Source organism: Enterococcus sp. AZ077 (genome assembly GCF_051714965.1).
Taxonomy (GTDB): Bacteria; Bacillota; Bacilli; order Lactobacillales; family Enterococcaceae; genus Enterococcus_B; species Enterococcus_B hirae.
Genome location: NZ_JBIOSX010000001.1, coordinates 1,080,439 through 1,104,403, shown reverse-complemented (window position 1 = coordinate 1,104,403; position 23,965 = coordinate 1,080,439). Strand labels below are relative to the sequence as shown.

Annotated in this window: 25 protein-coding genes and 1 pseudogene; 3 read left to right on the top strand and 23 right to left on the bottom strand. The window is 36.9% G+C overall.

The features are described from left to right. Nucleotides 1-21 precede the first annotated feature (21 nt). The 7 genes from trmFO to IGL28_RS05105 all read right to left on the bottom strand — a co-directional run bounded on the left by trmFO (nt 22) and on the right by IGL28_RS05105 (nt 7,646). Entirely contained in the window at nt 22-1,395 is a 1,374-nt protein-coding gene (gene trmFO, locus IGL28_RS05135) for an FADH(2)-oxidizing methylenetetrahydrofolate--tRNA-(uracil(54)-C(5))-methyltransferase TrmFO (protein WP_081128694.1), read from the bottom strand. Then, nucleotides 1,364-3,442 (bottom strand): type I DNA topoisomerase, encoded by a 2,079-nt coding sequence (gene topA / locus IGL28_RS05130; RefSeq protein ID WP_010719464.1) that lies wholly within the window; start codon nt 3,440-3,442, stop codon nt 1,364-1,366. The genes trmFO and topA overlap by 32 nt, the downstream gene beginning before the upstream one ends. Nucleotides 3,443-3,562: 120 nt before the next feature. Further along, nucleotides 3,563-4,420, bottom strand: coding sequence for a DNA-processing protein DprA (gene dprA / locus IGL28_RS05125; protein ID WP_081128696.1), 858 nt, complete (start codon nt 4,418-4,420; stop codon nt 3,563-3,565). 61 nt (nt 4,421-4,481) lie between these two features. Beyond that, the gene (locus tag IGL28_RS05120; protein WP_081128698.1) at nt 4,482-5,249 is read right to left on the bottom strand and encodes a ribonuclease HII; all 768 of its coding nucleotides are present in this window, start codon (nt 5,247-5,249) and stop codon (nt 4,482-4,484) included. Next, nucleotides 5,242-6,102 carry a ribosome biogenesis GTPase YlqF gene (ylqF, locus tag IGL28_RS05115; protein ID WP_010719467.1) on the bottom strand — a complete coding sequence of 287 codons (861 nt, stop codon included), beginning with the start codon at nt 6,100-6,102 and terminating at the stop codon, nt 5,242-5,244. Before ylqF ends, IGL28_RS05120 begins: the two co-directional genes overlap by 8 nt. A gap of 669 nt (nt 6,103-6,771) precedes the next feature. Then, nucleotides 6,772-7,203 (bottom strand): hypothetical protein, encoded by a 432-nt coding sequence (locus IGL28_RS05110; protein WP_010737376.1) that lies wholly within the window; start codon nt 7,201-7,203, stop codon nt 6,772-6,774. Beyond that, complete coding sequence (locus IGL28_RS05105; protein ID WP_034700296.1) at nt 7,200-7,646, bottom strand: LytTR family DNA-binding domain-containing protein; 447 nt, start codon at nt 7,644-7,646, stop codon at nt 7,200-7,202. Before IGL28_RS05105 ends, IGL28_RS05110 begins: the two co-directional genes overlap by 4 nt. A gap of 343 nt (nt 7,647-7,989) precedes the next feature. Here IGL28_RS05105 and IGL28_RS05100 point away from each other — a divergent pair, with 343 nt between their 5' ends. Next, entirely contained in the window at nt 7,990-8,388 is a 399-nt protein-coding gene (locus IGL28_RS05100) for a VOC family protein (protein ID WP_010737374.1), read from the top strand. 91 nt (nt 8,389-8,479) lie between these two features. Here IGL28_RS05100 and IGL28_RS05095 read toward each other — a convergent pair whose 3' ends face one another. The 10 genes from IGL28_RS05095 to IGL28_RS05050 all read right to left on the bottom strand — a co-directional run bounded on the left by IGL28_RS05095 (nt 8,480) and on the right by IGL28_RS05050 (nt 17,338). Next, nucleotides 8,480-9,493: a lipoate--protein ligase gene (locus IGL28_RS05095; protein ID WP_081128700.1), complete on the bottom strand. Its 1,014-nt coding sequence runs from the start codon at nt 9,491-9,493 to the stop codon at nt 8,480-8,482. Between the two features lie 224 nt (nt 9,494-9,717). Continuing rightward, nucleotides 9,718-10,269 carry a signal peptidase I gene (gene lepB, locus IGL28_RS05090; protein WP_010719472.1) on the bottom strand — a complete coding sequence of 184 codons (552 nt, stop codon included), beginning with the start codon at nt 10,267-10,269 and terminating at the stop codon, nt 9,718-9,720. A gap of 121 nt (nt 10,270-10,390) precedes the next feature. Beyond that, nucleotides 10,391-10,612 (bottom strand): YozE family protein, encoded by a 222-nt coding sequence (locus tag IGL28_RS05085; RefSeq protein WP_010719473.1) that lies wholly within the window; start codon nt 10,610-10,612, stop codon nt 10,391-10,393. Continuing rightward, nucleotides 10,609-11,127, bottom strand: a complete 519-nt coding sequence (msrA, locus tag IGL28_RS05080; protein WP_010737371.1) for a peptide-methionine (S)-S-oxide reductase MsrA — start codon at nt 11,125-11,127, stop codon at nt 10,609-10,611. Before msrA ends, IGL28_RS05085 begins: the two co-directional genes overlap by 4 nt. Before the next feature lie 14 nt (nt 11,128-11,141). Then, nucleotides 11,142-11,858, bottom strand: a complete 717-nt coding sequence (locus IGL28_RS05075) for a YpmS family protein (protein ID WP_081128701.1) — start codon at nt 11,856-11,858, stop codon at nt 11,142-11,144. Further along, the gene (locus tag IGL28_RS05070; RefSeq protein WP_010719544.1) at nt 11,858-12,751 is read right to left on the bottom strand and encodes an SGNH/GDSL hydrolase family protein; all 894 of its coding nucleotides are present in this window, start codon (nt 12,749-12,751) and stop codon (nt 11,858-11,860) included. The genes IGL28_RS05075 and IGL28_RS05070 overlap by 1 nt, the downstream gene beginning before the upstream one ends. Before the next feature lie 145 nt (nt 12,752-12,896). Beyond that, a complete protein-coding gene (locus IGL28_RS05065) occupies nt 12,897-13,739 on the bottom strand; it encodes a DegV family protein (RefSeq protein ID WP_010719545.1) in 843 nt (280 codons plus the stop codon). A 231-nt stretch (nt 13,740-13,970) separates the two neighbouring features. After that, nucleotides 13,971-14,465, bottom strand: a complete 495-nt coding sequence (locus IGL28_RS05060; RefSeq protein WP_010719546.1) for a dihydrofolate reductase — start codon at nt 14,463-14,465, stop codon at nt 13,971-13,973. Nucleotides 14,466-14,484: 19 nt separating this feature from the next. Then, nucleotides 14,485-15,432, bottom strand: a complete 948-nt coding sequence (locus IGL28_RS05055; protein ID WP_081128702.1) for a thymidylate synthase — start codon at nt 15,430-15,432, stop codon at nt 14,485-14,487. A 10-nt stretch (nt 15,433-15,442) separates the two neighbouring features. Next, entirely contained in the window at nt 15,443-17,338 is a 1,896-nt protein-coding gene (locus IGL28_RS05050; protein ID WP_128427424.1) for an ABC-F family ATP-binding cassette domain-containing protein, read from the bottom strand. 555 nt (nt 17,339-17,893) lie between these two features. On the opposite strand from IGL28_RS05050, the gene IGL28_RS05045 reads away from it, so the two are divergent. Together IGL28_RS05045 and IGL28_RS05040 are read left to right on the top strand one after the other, a co-directional pair. Then, nucleotides 17,894-18,223, top strand: coding sequence for a DMT family transporter (locus IGL28_RS05045; protein WP_010737365.1), 330 nt, complete (start codon nt 17,894-17,896; stop codon nt 18,221-18,223). Between the two features lie 3 nt (nt 18,224-18,226). After that, the gene (locus tag IGL28_RS05040; RefSeq protein ID WP_010737364.1) at nt 18,227-18,541 is read left to right on the top strand and encodes a DMT family transporter; all 315 of its coding nucleotides are present in this window, start codon (nt 18,227-18,229) and stop codon (nt 18,539-18,541) included. A 128-nt stretch (nt 18,542-18,669) separates the two neighbouring features. Here the strand turns inward: IGL28_RS05040 and IGL28_RS05035 are convergent. The 6 genes and pseudogenes from IGL28_RS05035 to IGL28_RS05010 all read right to left on the bottom strand — a co-directional run. Beyond that, nucleotides 18,670-18,890: pseudogene (locus tag IGL28_RS05035) on the bottom strand (type IA DNA topoisomerase); the annotation flags it as partial. An 84-nt stretch (nt 18,891-18,974) separates the two neighbouring features. Beyond that, nucleotides 18,975-21,059, bottom strand: coding sequence for a cation:proton antiporter (locus tag IGL28_RS05030; protein ID WP_010719552.1), 2,085 nt, complete (start codon nt 21,057-21,059; stop codon nt 18,975-18,977). 12 nt (nt 21,060-21,071) lie between these two features. Continuing rightward, nucleotides 21,072-21,347: a hypothetical protein gene (locus tag IGL28_RS05025; RefSeq protein ID WP_010719553.1), complete on the bottom strand. Its 276-nt coding sequence runs from the start codon at nt 21,345-21,347 to the stop codon at nt 21,072-21,074. A 231-nt stretch (nt 21,348-21,578) separates the two neighbouring features. Beyond that, nucleotides 21,579-22,034: a hypothetical protein gene (locus tag IGL28_RS05020; protein ID WP_010751262.1), complete on the bottom strand. Its 456-nt coding sequence runs from the start codon at nt 22,032-22,034 to the stop codon at nt 21,579-21,581. 264 nt (nt 22,035-22,298) lie between these two features. Next, nucleotides 22,299-23,507: a CCA tRNA nucleotidyltransferase gene (locus IGL28_RS05015; RefSeq protein WP_010719555.1), complete on the bottom strand. Its 1,209-nt coding sequence runs from the start codon at nt 23,505-23,507 to the stop codon at nt 22,299-22,301. Between the two features lie 26 nt (nt 23,508-23,533). Beyond that, nucleotides 23,534-23,887, bottom strand: coding sequence for a nucleotide pyrophosphohydrolase (locus IGL28_RS05010; RefSeq protein WP_010719556.1), 354 nt, complete (start codon nt 23,885-23,887; stop codon nt 23,534-23,536). Between the last annotated feature and the right edge of the window lie 78 nt (nt 23,888-23,965).

Genomic DNA, 23,965 nt, shown 5'->3' with positions numbered 1-23,965 from the left:
TTGTCCCGGGCTCACTTCATGTTACTGAGCTGTTACTTCATCAATTAATTCTTTTTTTATTTGTTCATTTGCCTGAAGTGCTCTTTGAGCAATCGCTTCATAACGTGTTTTTTTGTCACGAATGCGCTCTGGTAATTCAGGGAACAAACCATAATTCGCATTCATTGGTTGGAAATGTTTTCCTTCAGCATGTGTAATATAATACGCCATACTCCCAATCGCTGTTTCTCGTGGAAACTCAATCGGCTCACTTTCTTTAGCTAAACGAGCAGCATTGATCCCTGCAAGCAAACCACTAGCTGCACTTTCAACATAACCTTCCACACCAGTCATTTGTCCTGCAAAGAACAAGTCTTCACGCTTCGTTGATTGATAAGTTGGTTTCAATAATTCTGGTGAATTCATAAAACTGTTGCGGTGCATTACACCATAACGGACAAATTCTGCGTTTTCTAAACCTGGGATCATACGGAAAACCCGTTTTTGTTCTCCCCATTTTAAGTGCGTTTGGAAACCAACGATGTTATACAATGAGGCAGCGGCATTGTCCTGACGTAACTGGATCACCGCATAAGGGCGTTTACCGGTTTTTGGATCTTCTAATCCAACTGGTTTCATTGGACCAAACAGCATTGTTTTAAAGCCACGCTGAGCCATCACTTCGATCGGCATACAGCCTTCAAAGTATTTTTCTTTTTCAAATGATTTAAGTTCGGCTACTTCAGCTGTTGTTAAAGCTTCGTGGAATGCTTTAAACTCTTCTTCAGTCATTGGACAGTTTAGATAAGCTGCTTCCCCTTTATCATAGCGTGATTTTAAATAGACTTTATCCATATCGATCGTTGCTTTGTCTACGATCGGTGCTGCTGCATCATAAAAATAGAATCCGTCAGAACCATTGAATGCTTTAATACTTTCAGCTAACGGGTGAGAGGTTAAGGGACCAGTAGCAATGATCGTGATCCCTTCTGGAATTTCAGTGATTTCTTCATTGATGACTATTACTAGCGGGTGTTCTTTGACTTTACGTGTGATCGTCTCAGAAAAAGAATCCCGATCCACTGCTAAGGCACCGCCAGCTGGAACAGCTGTTTCATCAGCTGAAGTGATCACGACTGAATTTAACCGTCGCATTTCTTCTTTTAATAAACCTACTGCATTTGCTAAACTATTCCCTCTCAAGGAGTTGGAACAGACTAACTCTGCAAAATTACTTGTATGGTGTGCTTCTGTTGATTTCACTGGGCGCATCTCGTATAAACGAACAGGAACACCTGCTTGAGCGACTTGCCAAGCTGCTTCACTTCCAGCTAATCCTGCACCTATTACATTAACAGTTTTCAAATAAAGACCTCTTCTCATTTTATTTTTGAATGTCTTCTTCATAGTCGCCATTGATACATACGACTTGTTTTCCGCCTTTGACTTTCTTTTCAACTAAATACTGGTCACATTTCGGACAATTTCGTCCTACTGGTTTGTCCCAAGAAGTAAAGTCACAGTCTGGAAAACGTGAACACCCGTAAAAGATTCGGTTTTTCTTAGACTTGCGTTCAATCACCTGACCCTCATGACAAACTGGACAAGTCACACCGATCTCTTTAACGATTGGTTTCGTATTTCGACAATCAGGAAAATTACTACATGCATAAAATTTACCATACTTTCCTAATTTTATAACCATCGGATGCCCACAAATATCACAGTCAAATCCAGCCGGTTCATCTTTGATTTGAATTTTTTCGATTTTTTCTTCTGCATTGGTCAATTCTTTTTCAAATGGTTTGTAGAAACGGTCCACCACTTCGATCCACGCTTCTTTTCCTTCTTCAATTTTATCCAAATCACCTTCCATTTCAGCGGTAAAATGGATATCGACGATTTGGGGGAAGAAATCACAAATCAAAGAATTGACGATTTCACCCAATTCAGTTGGTTCGAAGCGTTTTTGAGTCAATTTAACATAGTAACGTCGTTGGATCGTATCCAGCGTTGGCGCATAAGTGGAAGGACGTCCCACACCATTTTCTTCCAAAGCACGGATTAAAGTTGCTTCACTGAATCTTGCTGGCGGTTGCGTGAAATGTTGCTTCGGTTCAATGTCCACTGATTGAACAATGTCCCCTTGTGCTAGTTCTGGTAAGATATTTTCTTTATCTTCTTTCCCATCATCTCTGCCTTCAACATAGACTTGCATGAACCCTTTAAATTTAACTTTAGAGCCATTCGCAATAAAAAGTACGCCATTTTGTTCTAAGGTAACTTTCATGGTATCTAATATCGCTGGTGTCATTTGACTAGCAACAAATCGTGACCAAATAAGGGTGTAGAGTTTTAATTGGTCCTTGTCTAAATATTGTTTGATTTCCTCAGGAGTACGTAGGACACTTGTCGGGCGAACTGCTTCATGGGCGTCTTGCGCACCTTGCGCATTTTTGATTTTGCGTTGTGCATGACTTGAAAATTCTTTCCCGTAAGTTTCTTCGATGAAGGTAGCCGCTTCTGCTTTCGCAGTCTCAGCGATCCGTGTTGAATCGGTACGCATATATGTGATCAAACCTACAGTCCCTTGCTTACCTAAGGAGATCCCTTCATATAATTGTTGCGCAACCATCATCGTTTTCCGTGTTCTAAAATTCAATTTTCTAGCAGCTTCTTGTTGTAGGCTACTCGTAGTAAATGGGTTTGCTGGATTTCGTTTCCGTTCTTTCTTTTCGACTTTTTGAACGGTGAAATCTGGTCCATCAATACGATCAGTAACTTCTTTTACGGATTGGGCATCAGGCAATTTCTTTTTCTTACCATCAATTCCCCAAAAGTTTGCTTTAAATTTTTTACGTGTTTTTTTGAAATTACCGTCAATGCTCCAGTATTCTTCTGGAATGAAATCACGGATTTCTTTTTCACGATCAATGATAATTTTTAATGCAATAGACTGTACTCTTCCAGCACTTAATCCTTTTTTGACTTTGCGCCATAGGATCGGACTGATGGAGTAGCCCACCAAGCGGTCTAACGCCCGTCTTGCTTGTTGGGCATCCACTAAATCCACGTCGATCGTTCTTGGTTCCTTGAAGGCTGCTTTTACCGCTTCCTTAGTAATTTCGTTAAAAACCACACGATTTTTTTCTGATAAATCTAAACCTAGTAAATAGGCTAAATGCCAAGCAATTGCTTCCCCTTCTCTATCCGGGTCACTTGCAAGATAAACTTTTTGCGCTTTTTTTGCTGCTGATTTTAAACTTTTTATCACATCGCCTTTTCCGCGAATTGAAATATAATGGGGTTCATAGTTGTTTTCGACATCAATTCCCATTTTACTTTTAGGTAAATCACGTATATGACCGACACTGGCCATTACTTTATAATTACGACCAAGATATTTTTCAATGGTTTTGGCCTTTGCAGGTGATTCCACAATCACTAAATATTTATATGCCATTACTGAATGGACTCCTTTCCATTGACATGTTCCTACTATATTAAGCGGACTCATACAAATCGTAGCTTATCATATCCATTCAGAAAACGTTTGTCAAGAAAATCAAATGAGAAGTTCCTGTTATTCTTTCAACTCGAACAATAAATCTTCACCAGAAATCACACAAACAGCACCATCTTGAATTAGTTGATGGGAGCCAGTTGAGTATTGTGTCAAAATATTTCCAGGTACAGAAAAAACAGTTCGACCGATTTCTAACGCTTGTTGTGCTGTTATCAAAGAACCACTCTTTTGCTTTGCTTCAATGACACAAGTGCCTTGTGACAAAGCAGCAATGATTCGATTTCTCATGGGAAAGCGGTATTGTTTTGGTCCTTCGTATGGTGGATATTCACTAAGTAAAAGATGATTCTTTCCAATTTCTGCTTGAAGAAATTGGTTTTCCTTTGGGTAGGCTTTTTTAATTCCTGTACCGATTACCGCAATCGTCTTTCCAGTATTTTTAATCGCAGCCAAATGTGCGTATGTATCGATTCCTTTGGCACAGCCACTAACGATGACATAGTTAGCATCTATGACCGGAGTTAAAAGTTCATGTACAACTTTTTTTGCCAAGACCGAGGTTTTCCTGCCCCCAACCACACTGAGCATCTTTTGTTTTAGTAGAGAAAGATCACCAGAATAAAATAAAAGAATCGGTGGTGTCGCAAGATGAAAAAGTTGCGGGGGATAGCACGGGTCAAGACAAGTAATGAATGACTGAGCTGTTTTAAACTTCGAAAAATTTTGATTGATTTGCCGCCAACTTTCTTGAAATTTTTCTCGATGACGAACAATTTTTGCGATTTCAATGATTTCATAAGAAGACAACTCGCTTGTTTGAGCTTCCAATAAAGCCTGGACAACCGCCCATTTTCCTTGACTGCTAATTCCTTTCGCATAAGCTAATTTAAGTAAAAATCCTTCAATCTGATCCATGAACGAAAACCGCCTCTCGAAGTTACTTTTAAATAAAATACGCAAGAGACGGTCAAACATCTTAAGTTAAATAATTTTTTATCGGTGCAAAAGAGCGTCGATGAATAGGGGTAATTCCTTGTGTTGCTAAGCCTTGTAGATGTTCTTTCGTTCCATAACCAGCATTATGGCCAAAACCATAACCTGGATATAGTTCATCATATTTTTTCATTAAATCATCACGATAAACTTTTGCAATGATACTTGCTGCCGCAATAGAAACTGAACGAGCATCTCCCTTGATCAATTTTTCTTGCTGGATTGGCAAATCCAGTGTCATGGCATCAATTAAGAGATAATTTGGACGTATCGCCAGCTTTTCTACAGCTTGGATCATTGCTAGTTTGCTTGCCTCATAAATATTGACCTCATCAATCTTTTTTTCATCAATGATGCCGATACCGATAGCAAGTGCTTTTTGTTGGATTTGGTCATAAAGCTGTTCTCGTTTTTTTTCTGATAATTGTTTCGAGTCATTTAATCCAAGGATCGGTTCGTCTTTAGGTAGGATGACAGCGGCCGCTACTACTGGCCCTGCTAAAGGCCCACGTCCTACTTCATCAATCCCCGCAATCCATTCATATCCTTGTTCATATGCCTGATTCTCAAATAATGACATTTCCAAATATTTTTCTTGGATCAATGCCGTTTTTTTTACTTGTTTCTCAAAGGATAGAAGCGCTTGTTGTACCCCTTTTCGCTGATCTTGCTTTAGTTCGGCAATGAAGGGATCAGTTAACGACGTCACTGTTTTTAATCGTTCCTTGATACTTTGGATCGATTCACTCATCGCTTGTTTTCCCCATTTCTTCACATCGATCTAATGTGTAGCGCCCAAGTTTTCCTTGACGGATATCGAAGACTACCACTTCACTACCACGATCATAATCATCTTTATAGCCACGCTTTGCAGTAATCGTCATCAATAATTCAGGTGCTAATTGTTGTTCTGCTTCTTCTGGCAACTGATAGCGCTCCGCAATTCTTCCTGGATAGTAACGAGCGAAAAAATCTAAGCCATAGATAGCGAGATCATCTAAATGAACTAACTGGTCTTTAATGGCTCCGGTTAGTGCTAGTTTTTTACCGATCTCTTCATCTTCAAATTTAGGCCATAAGATTCCTGGCGTATCTAATAACTCTAATTCGCTACCTAGGCGCAACCATTGTTGTCCTTTTGTCACACCAGGTTTATTACCTGTTTGCGCAATTTTTTTCCCAACTAAGCGGTTCATCAATGTTGACTTCCCGACATTTGGAATACCTAAAACCATGGCTCTGATTGCTCGTGGTTTGATCCCTCGAGCGGCATCACGTGCTCTTTTTTCTTTCAGTGCTTCTTTGGCTGCTGGAATCAACGCTTTAATCCCTTTACTCTCTTGAGCGGTAATCGCTAATGCTTGATGACCTTGTTGTTGAAAATACGTTTGCCATAACTTCGTTTGTTGGGGGTCTGCTAGATCAGCTTTATTTAATAATACCAACCTTGGCTTTTGTTGGATGATCTGATCAAGCATTGGATTACGTGAAGACAAAGGTAATCGTGCATCGACTAATTCAAAGACGATATCGACATATTTCATTTTCTCAGAAACTTCACGACGGGCTTTTGCCATGTGCCCTGGGAACCATTGGATCGTCATAGAATAAATTCATTCCTTTCATATAAGGATTTCAAACCTTATTCTTACATTATCATATTTAACCTTAGTAAATCTATGCATACAAGTCTACTACCATCAAGTAAGTTGATTAGGCTCATTTTCCTTATATTATTCAAAACAATTATTGGGTAGACTCTTTCAAAAGCAGCTCTGCAACTATCCATACTACCATGAACCTAAGATCAGCGATTATTTTTATGCATTTATCCTGACTTTACAATTTTTTAAAGTGGATACCGCTTTTTATTCATCAGTGGTTCGGCAGAATAATCCTTCTATCATGATACTAAATCTCAACGCCTTAGGGTATTTTTCTTTATCAAACATGTTTTGTACTTTTATTACTATAATAATAAAAAGAAAATACATCATTATAAATAACAAAAAGGCGCCTGTTCCGTATTTTATCATATTTCCCTACTAATCGCACTCTCATTTTGGCATTTTCCGTTCTCTGGGTTCTTGATTCCTCCATGCTACAAATTGGTGAGATAACACTTCCTCTAAGACCTCTTCGTTATCCATTACTCAATATAATTTGAGATATTTTTTCACTTAATTATCGACTCTGAGTTTTGGAATCATCAACTGTCGATTATCCTTTTTCAGTTAAAAATGAGCGGACCCCCCCATCCTGCTTTCTAACGTTTAATCGATTGAGTTATTTATTTTTTTATTTAACGCTCTTGCTTGCTTTTTGCTCTCATTTTTTGCGTATAGATAAAAAGCAATGGTGTGTAAGATCAAATTTAAAATAAGATAAATTGCCAAAAGATTAATTGGTGAAATTGCCAAAGGCAGTTTGAATGAAAGCAAATTGAAAATCGCTAAACCCGCAACTGTATTTCCAACAGTCGCAATCAAAATATTACTGACTGGTTTCAGCGTAAGATGATTCCAAAGCACATCATACATCACACCAAAGACTAATGCACAAACTAGACTAACACCCATTACGTGCCAAAGAAAATAAACATGGATCATCTGTCCTTTCGCAAAGAAGCTTGTTATTATAAATATCAACCAGATGCTGCTTAACGAGAACGTTTGAAAAAAATTATGTTTTATCTGTTTACTCATACCCACATCTCCTTAAATTTTTTTACATAGTGACGATTCACAATAAATTTAGAACCATTTTTCATTTCAATTTCAACCCTTGCATTATCCGTAGAACGAAAAGCTTTAATAAAAGATCGATTAACCAGCGTACTAATGTTGATCCGCACAAATCCGTAACTTGTAAATTGCTTCTCAACTATTTTTAACCGTACAGCTAATAGATACCTCTCATTTGATGTAAAAACGACATGACACATCTGTTCTTTTGACTCGATTGAGGAGACATCACTTAATAGCCTGGAAACTTTCTTATTTGTTTTTGCATCAATTACTACGATTGTTTGCTCCGTAGTCAGAATAGCTTCTTTTATTCTCCCCCACGTTTTTTCGCAAGAAGAATGGGTAGTTACCTTCACTGTATCCTGTGCAATGTGATTATCAATTCCAAATTTTATTCTCAAATTTTCTCCTCCTTGCTTTGATACTCTCAGTTTAAGCCGTACGCATACCATATTCAATTCCTTTCCATGAGGTTGCACTTTTTCGCAAGAAGATTGCAAGAGATAGGAAACATTTCAATACTTCCTCCCTATTCAGGTGTACCCTGCTTCTTCAAATGAAGAATGTTCCTGTCTTTAATGATGAACGACATTCGATTGGGTTTAATCGTTTTTTCTAGTATTCTGCCGATAAATATATTCAATGAACGTTTATAAAACTGTAAAGAAGAATTCTTTCAGCACGCATCTTTTGACAACGTTTACATTTTAATAGATGATAGGATAAAAGAAAGGAGAGGTACAAATGAACAGTATGGTTTTTGTTAATTTCCCCGTTGAAGATGTAGACAAGTCTGTTGCTTTTTATGAAAAATTGGGCTTTAAGAAAAATGAAGAATTTTCAACTGACGAAGCAAGCGCTGTGGTTTGGGACGACACATTTTGGATCATGTTACTCTCTCACGGTTTTTACAAAAAATTCTTAAAAGACAAAGAAATCGCAGATAATAAAAAAACAAGTGGCGCCTTGATTTCTTTTAGCGTAGCAAATGCGGATGAAGTTAAAAAGTTTGCAAATACGGCGAAAGAAAATGGCGGAAGCTACCATGAAGTCGATATGGGCATGTCTGAAGAAGAAATGTTTTCACTTGAAGTCCAAGATTTAGATGGAAATACATTAGAACCTGTCTGGATGAAAATGTAAATTTTTTAAAGCCCTCCATTAGAAAAACAGATGGAAGGCTTTTTTAGATAAATTATCTTGGTCTCCTATGCACTTATTTTGGCTTGTTTGACTAAAATAGTAGTGCTAGTAGATCTTCGTTATTAAAATGAAAGATATAATCTGAAACAGTCATATCATTTAATGCGTTTTTTATTTCTTCATAAATAAATTTTTGACCAAGTAATTGTTGTTCAAGAATACTTACATCTTTTTGTCCAAAAAAATCACCATAAAAACGAATCTCATTGATTCTCCCATGCAGTGTCGACAAACGGACATCCACAATTCCAACTTTTGGGAGCCTGATTCTGCGTTTCACCGAAAACCTTGGTGTTTCACCATAGACCCAATCATCATTGGCATAACGATTCTGGACGATTTGTTCAATGTTTTGTTCATCTTTCTTCGTCAAATCTACCCTTTTATCTTCAATTTCTTGCAGATCATCGACCTGATAGACTTCACAAATCAGTGCATCTCTAAAGTCAGCGGTTTTTTCAAATTGATATTCTTCCTTTAAAAATGGTTTAAGATTCGTCACACTTTTTTTTACTGATTTCGTTGCTTTAGACTCAATTTTCTCTTTGGAAACCGTCAAAATTTTATCAAGAACGGACAAATCAACATCATACATTAATGTACCATGTGAGTATAACCGATTTTTTTTCGTATACATGGCATTCCCTGAAAATTTCATTCCTTCGATATACATATCATTACGTCCACCAACTTCTGCTTTGGTTGCGCCCATTTTTCTTAATGCTGTGACAATAGGCGAGGTAATGGATTCATACTCACCAAATTTCATTGCATTTTTACTGGTCACAAAGCTAAAACTTAGATTACCTAAGTCATCATATACAGCTCCTCCTCCAGAGGTTCGCCGAGTGAGTGTCACGTTTTTTTCTCTTAAATAATTTAGATCGATCTCTTCATAACTATTTTGGTTTCGTCCAATGATCACACAAGGTTTTTGAATATATAATAAAAATAAGGGTTCATCACTGTCGAAACTGTTCATAAGATATTCTTCTGTTGCTAGATTTCTCCGAATATCTAAACTTTCCATGATATGATAGCGCACTTTTATCCCTTCTTACTTTTTCTCCTATCATCTCTTTTAGAACATAAAATGGCAAGAAATTAGATCATTTTATATCTTAATTGTACTCTTTTAATCAAGTAAAAAAGCGACCTCCAAAAGTTAGACCAAAAAATCTAACTTTTGGAGGTTGCTTTCCTCTTCACTCTAAAACAAATAAGCGCTGGCATTAGCGCCTTGAAATCATCCTGAATGATCTCTTTTCTTTACCCAATCCATTTTATCTCGTTCAAAGGATAGTAAACAAAGCGAGCCTTACCCAATATTTCGCTTCCTGTAATCATACCAAAGGAGCGACTGTCTTTCGAAACACGTCGATTGTCCCCTAAAACAAAGTAACTGTCGGCTGGCAGCTTTGTCTTATTCGTTAATTCTTCCAGAGTAAAGTCCGTTGTATAAGGACTACTTTCATGATCTGACTTTCTATTTTTCGTTAGAAAAGGTTCTTCGACCACTTTTCCATTCACTTTCAGCTGATCATTCTCATAGCTAATTGTCTCTCCTGGCAACCCGATCACTCGTTTGATATAAATCGTTCCATCAGCCAATTGAAAAACAACTACGTCAAACCGTCTGATTTCAGAAAATTTTTCCATTACAACCATGTCACCTTGTTTCAAGACGTTTTCCATCGAATTACCTTCCACTGGCACTGGAATAAGAAGAAATCCTCTTAAAATAAAAGCGATCAAGATGGAGCAAAGTATATATTTGATTATAAGCCAAAAACGGTCGATATAGCGTTGTTTTTTTGTCAATATCCATCATTCCACTCTCAAGGTTATCGTTCTTTCTCTATTATAGAAAAAAAAAACAAAAAATGCGACTAGATGTTTCCTTTTTGATCTTTTCTAAAAAATGAAGAAAACAAACGCAGAATCAATGGCTGTTTTCTAAATATTTTTCCCACACCTCATCAAATATATCCATAGATGACAAATAATCCACATTCAATTCTAGATAATCGGAAATTTCTTCATAACTCGTACTATGTTTAGGAAACTGGATATCTTTCCCTGCTTCTGTGGCGAAAACAGATTGTTGATCTGCTTGTTTACCGCCACGAAGAGTCATTAAATAATGATAGAAGCTTTGATTCACATTCTTTCCTCCCAGTTTTCTTTGACGAAAGCCGCTCTTCTTGCATGGTTTCGCTCAAAATTTTCAGGATTTTTTTTATAATAATCTTGATGCTCTGGCTCAGCCAAATAAAATGGTTGTGCTTTTTCAATCGTGGTCACGATCGGTTTTGTAAACCGACCACTAGCCGCTAATCGATTTTTACTTTCTTCCGCGATTCTCTTCTGTTCATTTGTCGTAAAGTAAATAACCGGCCGATAATTCTCGCCACGATCTTCAAATTGTCCAAATGCATCCGTTGGATCGGTTTGCTGCCAATAAATTTCCACTAATTCTTGATATGATATTTTCTCTGGATCGTAGATGATCTCTACCGCTTCTGTATGACCAGTCGTTTTAGATTTGACTTGTTCATAGGTTGGAGATGGCACATGTCCACCTGTATAGCCAGACATGATCGTATGAATCCCTGGTAGCGTATCAAAGGGCTGAATCATACACCAAAAGCATCCTCCAGCAAAAATTGCTCTTTCCATCCTTCTCTCTCCCATCAATGACCCACTGTTTGCTTCGTTACACTCGTGTCGGTGGTATCAGTATTCTTTGTCGTTTTATTGCTCGTTGTCTTTTCACCAGTTTCTTTAGGTAGATATAGACTAAAACGAATGTCATCATTCACTAAATCAATTTTATCTGCTTTGATGTACATACCATTTTGCATACGGAAGCGATCTAAACGTAGCATGATCGTCAAATCATCCGTATTGATTTCAATCCAATCAGGCAACTTATAATTTCGCTTGATCATATTCATGATATCTTTGATCGGTAGACTCAATGTGCCGATCGAAAGACTTTTCGCTTTTAATTGGACATTTCCATTTTCCATCACATATGGATCAAAGTACAGATAAAAGTTGATTGGAAATCCTAATACTTCAAACGTACCATTCAACATCGCTTCATTTTCAAGATAAAATTTATATTGAATACCTTGGTCTTTTTGATAATCTGTCAAGAAAAAACTGATCATTTGATTGACCTTTTCTTTATTGGTGTTGATGGTCAAGACTGGATCTCCTTGTCTTTGGGTGATCGCTGGCACCTTAGCAAAATCCGGTTCTCGATTCGCAAAAATCCGAGTACCTAAAAAGATGCTTGATCCAAAAACAACTCCTAAAAGGATCAAAAAAGCCCATTTCCAATAATTTTTCTTTTGAATTTCAGTATTCGTTTGTGTCGAAACCTTTTTTGAGCGTTTTTCCATTATTTCTGATCCTCCCTTGGCAACCATTGGTCTTGCGTTTCAATTAATTCATCTCGTACAGCATTGGCCATCAATTGATAGCCTAAGTTATTAGGATGAAAATGATCTTCTTCATACAATACATTATTTTTGCTATTTGACGTACTTTCGCTAGTACTTGACTGATTCGTTCCTTCTTCAGTTACGCCAACTTTTTGGTTTAACCCTTGATATAGTAAATCATTGATTGGGATAAAATAGCAGTTGTCCGCATTTTTGACAACAGACTCAGTCCCAGCATTCCAGTTGTTCACAATCGTCTGCATGTCTTTAATCTCAGGGAAATTCAAATAGAATGGATTATAAATACCTAAGATGTAAACCGGTGCGTGACCATTTAACTTCCTAATTTCTTCGATCAGTTGTTCAACATTTTTCTGATACTTTTGTAATGGTCGCTTAAATGATTGGATACTGATCCCAAATAGATCGTTTTGAATCACTTTCATTAAGTCATTTCCGCCCACTGTCAAAGTGATAAAGTCAGCTGATTTAATGTTTGTTTGAATCTCTGAATTTTTCTTGAGCCGTTTTAAAATTTGATCGCTCCGTTCACCGTTTACCCCATAGTTTTCAATTTCAACAGCAGTCAGATCATAGCGATCTTTTAAATCGTTGGCTACTAATGGAACAAAACCACCTTGTTTCGTTTGATCTCCTATTCCTTCAGTTAACGAATCGCCGATAGCTACATAATGGATTTTTTCTTTTTGATCCGTCTTTTGACTAACTGTCGCTGCTGGTTTTAATAGCGGTTTAGCTTTTGGAATCGATAAAGATAGTCCTAAATATACAAATATAGCGATAAGTAATGGGAACAAAACGAGCAATAGTTGTCGTTTTGTTAATTTCATATCATTCACCTCATATTATTCGATTGTTTCTTATGTTATCAAAAATTAAAATAAAAAGGTAGTGTTTCTGAAAAAAATAAGAATTATTATAAAGAAAAAAAGGATAAAATCAATGGCTAACTGACCAATGATTTATCCTCTTGATTTAGTCAACGTAATACATGATTGCAAAGGCGTTTTTCCCCGTATGTGTTGCAATAACTGGATTCGTGTGTAGAACAGGAATCGTCATATCAGGAAATAATTCTTGTAGTCCTTCTTTAAATTCTTGAGCAAGCTCTTGAGCATCTGCATGAGAGATCCCAATTTGACGAACATTTGGTAGTTCTTTTAATTCTTTCTTCAAATTATTGAACCATTTGTCAAAAGTTTTCTTTCCTCGACCCTTAGCAACTGGGATCAACTCTCCATGAGTGAAATTCATCACAGCACGTATGTTCAATACACTTGACAATAAACCAGTTGCTCGGCTAATGCGCCCACCTTTGACTAAGTTATCTAATGTAGAGATCCCAATATATAATTTTGTATTTTCTTGTACTTTTTTGATTTCTTCAAGAATCTCATCAGCACTTTTTCCTGCTTGTGCAAGTTCAGCAGCACGGATCACTTGGAAGGACAGCCCCTGATCGGTTGTATCACTATCGATGACAGTCACTTTCGTTTTAGTCAGATTGCTTGCCTGACGGGCCGCTTCAACCGTTCCACTCAAACCTTTAGTCATATGGATCGAGATAACTTCACTGCCATCTTCGCCAAGTTGATCATAGGTTGAAATAAATTCACCGATTGGCGGTTGACTCGTTTTTGGTAATGATTTAGCTTGAGCCATCATATCCATGAATTTTTCTCCACCTAATTGATCATCATCAGGATAGACCACGCCATCGATCATGATAGCTAGCGGCATCACCTGGATATTTAAGTTATCTCGCACACTTTTTTCCATTGTACAAGAAGAATCTGTTACGATTTTTACATTTGTCATACTATCTCACTCTTCCTTTAACAAGATGCCTTTTGGTTTACAACAAGTACTAATAAAGGCAATTTCTTTTTTAAGTATAACAGACAACAGACGTTTTTTCATTAAATACCTCTACGAACGATTCCGTTTTCATCCAAAGATGTGGTATTGATCATTTCAACTTTATTAAAAAAGATATTTCCCAAAATGTGCTAAACAAGCTTTCAGGAAATACCTTTTTTCATTGGTTATTTATTTTCTTTTTCGTTGATATGTTTCAAATTGATGGGCATAAGGATTTTTTTCGTCCATCTCCCCTTGGCTGATATTGATTAATGACCATTGATCCCAATCAACTTCTGGAAAATAAGTATCCCCTGTAAAAGAATGATGGATGACTGTGCGATACAGCACCGAACAAAAAGGAAGAAATTCTTTATAAATAGCTGATCCTCCCGCAACGAACAAAATGCCATCGTTTTCCTTTGCGTAGTCCAATACTTCTTCAATCTCGTGCATAACCATGACATTGTCAGCTTGGTAATCACGATCTCTTGTCATCACGATTGTTTGACGGTTAGGCAACGGACGACTTCCCATACCTTCAAATGTTTTTCTTCCCATAACTAAAGTGTTTGCTTCAGTCATTTGTTTAAAAAACTTCAGATCATTGGGTAATCGCCAAGGCAGTTGGTCTTCTTTACCGATCAACCCATTTTCATCTTGTGCCCAGATAGCAGCTAACATTTCATCATCCTTTCTGTGTTCATACTGCGATTGGCGCTTTGATTGCTGGATGAGGTTCATAGCCTTCAACATTGATATCATCCATTTCAAAGTCAAACACAGATTTTTTTTCTGTATTTAAAACTAATTTAGGAAACGCACGCATTTCTCTTGAAAGTTGTTCTTTCATTTGTTCCACATGATTTGAATAGAGATGAGCATCACCTAAAGTATGGATAAATTCACCAACTTCTAATCCAGTTTCATGCGCAATCAGATGGGTTAACAAAGCATAACTGGCAATATTGAAAGGCACACCTAGAAATACATCACCACTCCGTTGATACAATTGACAACTTAAACGACCATCATGAACATAAAATTGAAACATCGTGTGGCAAGGCGGTAACGCCATACTAGGAACATCTTCTGGATTCCAAGCAGACACAATCAAACGTCTTGAATCAGGTGTTTTTTTGATTGCTTCGACCACTTCCTTGATTTGATCGATAAACCCACCATCTTTCGTTTCCCAATGGCGCCACTGGTACCCATAGATGTGACCTAAATCGCCATATTTTTCAGCAAATGCGTCATCAGTTAAAATTCTTTCACAAAATAGCTGACTTTGTTCTTGATATTGTTTATTAAACTCAGGATCAGAGATGCTTCGATGGCCAAAATCAGTCATATCTGGCCCATGGTATTCATCGCTTTTGATATATCGTTCAAACGCCCATTCATCCCAGATATGATTGTTATTTTGTAAAAGATAACGGATATTCGTATCACCTTTTAAAAACCATAACAATTCACTCTTAATCAACCCAAAAGGAACCCGTTTCGTTGTTAATAATGGAAATCCTTTTTGTAGGTCGAACCGCATTTGATAGCCAAAAATGCTGCGTGTACCGGTGCCTGTTCGGTCGCCTTTTTCATGTCCTTCTTCTAGTAGTTTCCTGCCTAAATCAAGATATGCTTGCTCCATTTTTTTCCTCCTAGTCTTCTACCCATTCGCTTAAGTATTCCCAACGAGCCATTTTCTCATCTAATTTGCTTTCTGCTTGTGAAACGTTTGCTTGTAATTCTTGTAAACGAGTAAAGTTATCTCCTTGATGATTCATTTCTTCTTGCAGCTCTGAAATCTGTTCTTCTAATTCAGCAATTTCATCTTCGATCGTTTCCCATTCTTTTTGTTCTAAATAAGAAAGTTTCTTTTTTGTTTCCTTTTTATCGTCAGCAGCCGGCTTCGTTGGTTCATTCATTTTTTCTTTACCTAAAGGCGCTACATCTTTTTGTGTCAATAAATAACTCGACATATTCCCATAATATAATTCTTGCTTAGCATTTCCTTGAAAAACTAATAATTTTTCTGCTACTTTGTCTAAGAAATAACGGTCATGTGATACAGTAATCACGGCACCTGGGAAACTCTTAAAATAATCTTCTAAAATGGTCAGTGTGGCGATATCTAAATCATTCGTTGGTTCATCCAAGAGTAAAACATTAGGTTGTTGGATCAGCAATTTCAATAGATATAGTCGACGTTTTTCGCCACCAGATAATTTTTTGATCAATGTGCCATGCATAAATCGAGGAAATAAAAATCTTTCCAATAATTCAGCCACACCAATTTGCATACCTTCTGCCGTTTGAGCTTCTTCAGCTGCTTCTTGCAAATAAGCAATCATGCGTTTTTCGGGATTCATCTCTTCATTTTCTTGTGTATAGTAGGCGATACGAACAGTCTCACCAACCGTAAACGTACCATTATCTAAAGGAATACGTCCCGCTAAAATATTCAGTAAGGTTGATTTACCGGCACCATTTTTCCCAGTGATCCCTAAACGTTCTCGTGATTGAATCAACAAATCTAAATGGTTGATCAGCAATTTCCCTTCAATAGCATATGTTCCATCTTTGATCTCTAATACTTTTTTTCCTAAACGTTTCGTTGCGATATTCAATTCGAGGTCTGCTTCATGATTGACTTGATACAAGTTTTCTTTAAGATCCTCAAAACGATTGATGCGTGCTTGTTGCTTCGTTCCGCGTGCTTGAACTCCAGCTCTCATCCAGGCTAATTCTTGTTTGTACAGGCGCTTTCGTTTTTCTTCTTGTTCCACTTCCACACGATCTCTTTCAGCTTTTTCTAAAATATAAGCTTCATAATTCCCTCGATACTCGTGTAGTTGTCCAAATGATAGTTCAAAAATGCGATTCGTCACTCGATCCAAGAAATAACGATCATGGGTGACCATTAATAACGATCCACGATACTGTTTTAAGTAATTTTCTAACCATTCAATCGCTTCATAATCCAAGTGGTTCGTGGGTTCATCTAATAATAATAAATCAGGCTCATCGATTAGGACTTGTGCTAAACTTACACGTTTTTTTTGTCCACCTGATAGTGCGCCAATCTTTTTGTCTAATTCACTGATGCCTAATTTTTGTAAGATAATCTTAGCATTTGTATCTGTGGTCCAAGCATCTTCTTTGTTCATTTGTTCTTCTGCCTTGGCATAACGTCTCTGAACGCTCTCGTCCTCGCCATTCTCAGCTAATACAAGCAAAGCTTCCTCATATTCTCTCACGGTACGGATTAATGGACTATTTCCTTGAAAAACCGCTTGAAGTACAGTCAATTCATCAGAAAATTCGGTTGTCTGTGACAAATATCCAATTCGATAATCATTCGGATAAAAAACTGTTGGTCGATCTCCATCCCCACTGTCGATACCTGCTAAAATATTTAATAAACTTGTTTTTCCAGTTCCATTAGTTCCAATCAAACCGATTCGGTCTTTTTCGTGGATCAAAAAAGAAATCTGGTTAAATAGTTCTTTTTCACCATACGTTTTATTGAGGTCAGTTACTTTTAATTCTTTCAATCCATTCCCTCCTCATCTTGGTTATTGTATCATAAAATAATTTAATTACGGATATTTTTCTATTGTCATCTTAGACAAAATAAAGGGAGAAAATAAGATAGTGTTGATTTTTTCATTAGAGTGGGATAATAGTTAGAAAAAATCTGATTATTGCCTCATTTTTTTATGGTACACAAAAAGCACACAACCTTGTATGATTAAAGTGCCTAAATTTATTTTTTATAGTGATAATCTGATGGACAATCATTGAATTATGTCATTAAATTAAGAATAGACGTTAAGAACGATGCTTTTATCAGTTTACAACGATTAGAAAGGTGAAGAAAATCTTGAAAAATAACTGTCATTTATCCTATTGATTTTAAAATGTGGAAGTCCAACATAGTATACTTTACTTGATTTTTCAAGACTAGAAGAAATATCTTCTTTACATTAATTGAAAAATATATTACAATTTTTTCGAATATCGGAGGATCCTAAGGGATTGGATAAGATTACTCTTATCCAATCCCTTTTTTGTTTTCTGATATCTAATTTTTCTTAAGGAGGTACGAAATGGAGAAGAACTGGTTTTACGTTATCTTCGGAGGTTTTTTAGAAATTTTTTGGGTACTTTGTTTAAAAAAATCAGAGAATTTCCATCATTTTTTCTATTCCATTTTGACGATTTTGCTCGTTGTTATTAGCTTTTATTTATTTGCTAAAGGTATGGAAAGCTTACCTACTGGAGCAGCATATACAGTGTTTACTGGAATAGGTGCAGTTGGAACAATCATTTTTGGTATTTTATTTCTGAATGAAAGTGTATCTGTGCAAAAAATATTGTTTTCTGCATTATTAGTTATAGGAATTTTGGGTCTAAAAATCACAACAAAGGAGGAATAATCTGTGGATATACTTTATCTTATACTAGCAGGAATAGCAGAGATCATAATGGTCTTTTCTCTTAAAAATTCACACGGATTTAAAAAAATAAATTGGAGTATTATAACTATTATTTCTGCAGCCTCTAGTTTACTACTTTTATCGCATTCAATGAATACATTAGAAGCTGGGGTCAGCTATAGTATTTGGGTAGCTTTTGGTTCCATTGGTTCAATGATCCTTGGAGTATTTTTATTTAAAGAAAAAATGAACTGGCTGCAATTTGCTTCCATGATTATTATTTTATTTTCTGTGATTGGCCTAAAACTAGTTAGCTAATTAAATTGAAGAATCTATTGTCATTTGTGAGACTGGGACGAAACTTGTCTCAGTCTCTTCTACTATCACTAAAGCTGTTTTGCTAATTGAAAGCCATTTTCTTTTAAATACGCTTCAAATGCTTCTTATGTGATTTGAGTTTCATTCGGATCAAGCTTGGCACAAAACTCTCCGTTTTAAGCGATTATCTGGGCTTTTCCTTCAAAGTAAGGTTTTTCTTGATGTTCCTAATCTTTTCTTGCAATTGGTAAATCATAGATGTTGTTGGGGTTTGGACTCTACCTAAGGACAAACTTACTGGTATGCCTTTTTGCTGCAAGAGTAAACTATACCATGGGTTATCATTCATACCATCAATGAATCAACGTGAAATAACAAAAAATCTGAGACAGAATGAGGTTCATTCTAACCCAGATTTGATCACGCTGAGCACTTACTCAACTTTTTTAGCCGGAAGCGAACGTTTTCTTGCCCGCAATGCGAATTTAAATGAAAAATCATCAACTGGCTTATTCATAGTATAGGATTCCAGTAAATTAATATTTTTCCGATAACTATTAGCAGAAAAAGTCGTGATCTTCTCAGCTTCTTCATACTCATCAACGATTTTGCGCTCTAAGTAATAGCCACGCAACATTTTTTTGGAATAAAGACTGTCTTGTTGGATCATCCAAGAGGAGATCAAATTTCCTGAAGCCATTTTGATGCCTTCCATTTTTCGTTGTTGGATGAAAAAGTTGACCATTGTTTCATCATAAACATCGGTTAGGTTTTCTAAACTCTCAATGATCAATTGTGTGTTTTTTTGATAGGTTTCCCGAATTTCTTGAATATCTTTTTCGGAAATCAGTGTCTTTCGATCTGATTTTTGTCGTTGCCAGAACATTTTGGGATGTAAGATGATCCGAATCAACCGTCGAACAAAAATAAACCAGAAGCCGACAAACGACAGTACCTGACTAGTAATAGAGTGTTCAAAATTAGCAAGAAATCGTGAATAAAAACGATAGCCATTTGAGGAAAGCTTACCAGAACGATAACTTTTGTCTAACCCATCACGTTCGATGGATAAAATCAATGCTTGAATTTCTTGTACTTCTTGCTTTTCATCATCAGAAAGATCTTTTAAATAAAGATCACGGATACGCTCTTGATAGTTTTCGATCACTGCTTCAGTTGCTAAATATTCTTTTGAATCTTTATCTAACGTTTTGATTTCAGATTTCAATACTTCAATGACTTCTTCTAGGATCATTAAAGCATTCAAATCTGTTTTCACTACCTCTTCCGTTTCTGTCAACAGGGGTAAAACCACAATGCCTACGATCAGTGTTACCAAAATAACTCCTGCCGTCAAAAATAATAATAAAGAGCGCTGATAAAAAATCATTTGGTTAATCGTAAAAGGTAAGATGAAAATCGTTGCTAAACTAACCGTTCCTTTCACACCACCAAAAGTTAAAATCAAAATCTCATTCAATTGTTCCTTGAATTCTTTTCCTTTATATTTAAATAAATAAAAAAGACTGATCGAAACAAAGCGAATCATAAATAAGATCATTGAGATCAACAAAATAGTGATTAACAGCAACCAATTTGAATAAAGCCCATCTCCCCAAACTGGAGAAAATACTTGGGTTAATTCAATTCCTAAAAAGATAAAAACTAACGCATTCAGCGTAAATGTGATTGTTGTCCATGTACTATCGGACAAACTTGATAACTCCGCATCAAACACCGAGATTTTTCTAAATCCCGAAGCTTGCAATACCCCAGCTACTACTGCGGCAATAATCCCTGAAACATCAAATACTTCTGCTAAAACATACGCTAAAAACGGTAATAGCAATTCAATTAACAAGTAACCTGTCACATCTCTGGCAGAAGCCTTCTCAATCAGATTAATCACTTTTCGTTTGACCCAGACAAGTAAAAAGCCAACGACGGCTCCTCCTATACTAGAAAACACAAGTGTAAATCCTGCGTTGACTGCAGAAAAAGAGCCCGTGATCAATGCAGCTAATGCAAATTGAAAGGCGGTAACACCTGAAGCATCATTCAATAATCCTTCGCCTTCTAAAATATGCATCGCTTTATTTGGGATATTCACCCGTCCAGAGAGCGAGCTGACAGCGACAGCATCGGTTGGTCCAAGAGCCGCTCCAAAAGCAAAACAAGCAGCTAATGGCACGCTGGGTAATAAAAACGACAGCGTAAAACCAACCCCGACTAATGTCAGGATTACCCCTCCAAAAGCCAGAAATAAAATCGTATCAAAGTTTTTCAGGATCGAGGATACATCGGCTTTTTCTCCTTCACGAAAAAGCAACGGCGCAATGATCATCACTAAAAAGAGTTCTGGTTCAAAGTTGATCGATTGGCCCCATTCTGTTAAGCCTAAGATGATACCAAGAAATATTTGGATCAGTGGAGCTGGGATCATAGGTAAAATGCGGCTAGCTATATTAGATAAGGTGATCGTTACAGCAAATACGATCACTAACTCAGCAAATTCCATGGTCCGTCCCCTTTATTTTTTATTTTGAGCGAGTACCTTTAGAAATTGTTCTTTTTTCTTCAATATTTTGTTTTCTACCACTTCTGCTTGTACATTGTTTCCTTCTAATTCACACTGTACTCGCTTTGATTCTAAACGTAGCAAATCATGTTTCAATCGCTCAAGCTGACGATACATGATGATATTTTTCTTTCGCAGCTTACAAAGGATTTGCCGACGATCTTCCATTGAAAACGCACCATAACGATCATGCAACAGTTTCTTTTGTTCTTCAAAGCTCTTCCTCATTTTTAAGATCTCCTAAATGCAAACTTGATCTTCATGAAACACTGAACGTTAAAAGGAAAAGGATTCCCCTTTATTAGACAAGTTCAGCTGGATTCAAAGAATAAGTTTGCTTGAATTTCAGAAACTCATTCTATTCCAAATGGAAGAAAATATCAAGTGCGGAAAACACACCAAAAAAGGAGCTGGGAAACCATTTCCGCTCCTTTCTCAGCTATCCATTAAACTTTGGTTTTATTCAAAAAACTCGCCATAGATATCTTCAACACGTTGATCCGGATTGATCACGATGTATAAATTACCTGTTTTTTCACTGATTTTAGTTGATTGGTATTGATTATCCAATCCTTCTGTTCCTTTATCAAGATAAGGGAAATAAACTAGGTCAGGTGTACCATTGCGATAAAGGATCTCCATCCGTTCAATATCTTCATATTTTAATGCGCGGTTGAACATGCCCATCTCTAATCCACCTAAGTTGATGTCGTGAGTTGCTACGGAATCACCTTCGTGAAAAATTTCGATCTTAAATCCAGCACAAGGATGGATTTCCATAAATTCACTACCATTGATTCGTCCAAAACTCGTTGTTATTTGTTTAATCCACAAATCACCAATATGGCGACGATTGATCGTCCACGTTTCGCCGTTTCGGAAATAAAATTTTAGCGCTGTCATTTCTTTACTCATAAAAAAATCCCCTTTTGACGTCATTTATTCTGGTTCCCTTTTAGTTTAGCACACATCCCACGTGAAGGTCACATCTAAAGTTTTTTCAAAGATGTGAAACTTTAGAAGCGTTCCACTATTGACAAAAAAATCCGGAAGCAACTCCCCAGCAATAAGCGAGGATTTTCTAAATAGGAGAAATTTTTAAATTCCTCACTTATTACTCAGAGCTGATTGCTTCTTTCAGAATCTCTATTAAAGCGCGACTTCGACATTCATCGAAATCTATAAATGGTTATTTTGCTGGAGATAATCAAAAAGGGCACTTGCTTCATTTGCTAAATTTCCCTCTACCACTGCTCTTTCTGCAGCTTGAAGTGCATCACTGACCCATTTCCCTGGTTTCTTGTCACTCACACTAAGAAGTTTCTTCCCATCAATTGCTAACTCTCGCATGGATGTAATCGGTAATTGATCATAGCGCTTTGCTACTTGTTCTAGTTGAGGTGTTTCACCAAAATAAATCATGAGTTCTTCTGTCTTCAAAGCGTTCTCTTTTCCCAAACAATAGAGTACCATTGGTTCCAACATCTGTCTTTTACGTTGAATCAATCCATGAACGATCATTTGAACTTCTCGAATCATTTGGTTGGAACATTTCCATTCCTTTAAGAAAGGACGGATCTCACTTTCTTGAAGTCCTAACTGATCGATCAACAATGCCCACGCCTGACTTTCAGTTTGCAATGGTTCATCTGGTAAATCGGCAAAACGTAACAAGGCTTCACCATAGTCTCTTAAACCTGGACAATAAATATAACATTGCGTCTCAACGAATGTTCTCAATCCTGTAGAACGCTCTTTCCCTAATAACATTTTGATGAATTCCACATTAATCCGTTCGACAGAAATTTTTCCTAATAATGAATGGTTGGCCTGAATGGCCGCAGCCGTTTCTTGCTCGAGTGTAAACCCAATTTGACTAACAAATCGAATCCCACGCATCATACGCAAAGCATCTTCATGAAACCGTTCCTGTGGATCGCCTACTGCTCGAAGGATCTGGTTTTCTAAATCAGCTAACCCGTCAAATAAATCAATGATTTGACCATCTTCTTTTAATGCAAATGCATTGATCGTAAAATCACGTCTTTTTAGATCCTCTTCAAGTGAACGGACAAATTCGACATGATCTGGACGACGATAATCTTGATAGGTCGATTCTGTCCGAAAGGTCGTGATTTCATATTGTTCCTCTTCAGCCAAGACCAAAACGGTGCCATGTTCAATGCCGATATCAATGGTTTTCGGAAAAAGTTGTTTGATTTCTTCTGGGAATGCACTTGTTGCGATATCTACATCATGGATGGGTTGATCCAACAAGATATCTCTGACACTTCCCCCGACAAAATAAGCTTCAAAACCCGCTTGCTCCAATTTATTCAAGACAGGAATCGCTTTTTGGTATTCTCTTGGTAATTGTTTTAGTTTCATTGTTTTCCCTCTTCCAACTTGATGGCTTACGCTTTTTTATCATCCTTATTTGCTTCTTTTCTTTCAAAGCGATTGTGATCTCTGCGATTAAATTTTTCCATATTTTTTTCAAATACATCCGTTAAATCGATTTCCAGGGAATTTGCCATGATCATAGTGACAAATAAAACATCCCCTAATTCTTCTGCTACAGAATTGTTGGGCTCCGTTTCTTTCTTCGCTTTTTCACCGTATGTATGATTGACTTCTCGAGCCAGCTCCCCGACTTCTTCTGTTAAGCGTGCCATTTGAGCTAATGGAGAAAAATAGCCTACTTTAAACTGTTGGATATAGTCATCTACTTCCTGTTGCATACTTCTTAAAGAACGTTCTTTTGTCATTTCTTCTCCACCTTTCCTATTTATCTTACCAAAAACTACGTCCAAATCCTAGGCAAGAGCGATTGAGAAAATAAAGAT

What these genes read in the sequence shown, in the direction of transcription:
- trmFO (WP_081128694.1), bottom strand. Translation starts at nt 1,395, where the DNA reads ATGGCGACTATGAAGAAGACATTCAAAAATAAAATGAGAAGAGGTCTT.
- topA (WP_010719464.1), bottom strand. Translation starts at nt 3,442, where the DNA reads ATGGCATATAAATATTTAGTGATTGTGGAATCACCTGCAAAGGCCAAA.
- dprA (WP_081128696.1), bottom strand. Translation starts at nt 4,420, where the DNA reads ATGGATCAGATTGAAGGATTTTTACTTAAATTAGCTTATGCGAAAGGA.
- IGL28_RS05120 (WP_081128698.1), bottom strand. Translation starts at nt 5,249, where the DNA reads ATGAGTGAATCGATCCAAAGTATCAAGGAACGATTAAAAACAGTGACG.
- ylqF (WP_010719467.1), bottom strand. Translation starts at nt 6,102, where the DNA reads ATGACGATCCAATGGTTCCCAGGGCACATGGCAAAAGCCCGTCGTGAA.
- IGL28_RS05110 (WP_010737376.1), bottom strand. Translation starts at nt 7,203, where the DNA reads ATGAGTAAACAGATAAAACATAATTTTTTTCAAACGTTCTCGTTAAGC.
- IGL28_RS05100 (WP_010737374.1), top strand. Translation starts at nt 7,990, where the DNA reads ATGAACAGTATGGTTTTTGTTAATTTCCCCGTTGAAGATGTAGACAAG.
- msrA (WP_010737371.1), bottom strand. Translation starts at nt 11,127, where the DNA reads ATGGAAAGAGCAATTTTTGCTGGAGGATGCTTTTGGTGTATGATTCAG.
- IGL28_RS05075 (WP_081128701.1), bottom strand. Translation starts at nt 11,858, where the DNA reads ATGGAAAAACGCTCAAAAAAGGTTTCGACACAAACGAATACTGAAATT.
- IGL28_RS05070 (WP_010719544.1), bottom strand. Translation starts at nt 12,751, where the DNA reads ATGAAATTAACAAAACGACAACTATTGCTCGTTTTGTTCCCATTACTT.
- IGL28_RS05065 (WP_010719545.1), bottom strand. Translation starts at nt 13,739, where the DNA reads ATGACAAATGTAAAAATCGTAACAGATTCTTCTTGTACAATGGAAAAA.
- IGL28_RS05060 (WP_010719546.1), bottom strand. Translation starts at nt 14,465, where the DNA reads ATGTTAGCTGCTATCTGGGCACAAGATGAAAATGGGTTGATCGGTAAA.
- IGL28_RS05055 (WP_081128702.1), bottom strand. Translation starts at nt 15,432, where the DNA reads ATGGAGCAAGCATATCTTGATTTAGGCAGGAAACTACTAGAAGAAGGA.
- IGL28_RS05045 (WP_010737365.1), top strand. Translation starts at nt 17,894, where the DNA reads ATGGAGAAGAACTGGTTTTACGTTATCTTCGGAGGTTTTTTAGAAATT.
- IGL28_RS05030 (WP_010719552.1), bottom strand. Translation starts at nt 21,059, where the DNA reads ATGGAATTTGCTGAGTTAGTGATCGTATTTGCTGTAACGATCACCTTA.
- IGL28_RS05025 (WP_010719553.1), bottom strand. Translation starts at nt 21,347, where the DNA reads ATGAGGAAGAGCTTTGAAGAACAAAAGAAACTGTTGCATGATCGTTAT.
- IGL28_RS05020 (WP_010751262.1), bottom strand. Translation starts at nt 22,034, where the DNA reads ATGAGTAAAGAAATGACAGCGCTAAAATTTTATTTCCGAAACGGCGAA.
- IGL28_RS05015 (WP_010719555.1), bottom strand. Translation starts at nt 23,507, where the DNA reads ATGAAACTAAAACAATTACCAAGAGAATACCAAAAAGCGATTCCTGTC.
- IGL28_RS05010 (WP_010719556.1), bottom strand. Translation starts at nt 23,887, where the DNA reads ATGACAAAAGAACGTTCTTTAAGAAGTATGCAACAGGAAGTAGATGAC.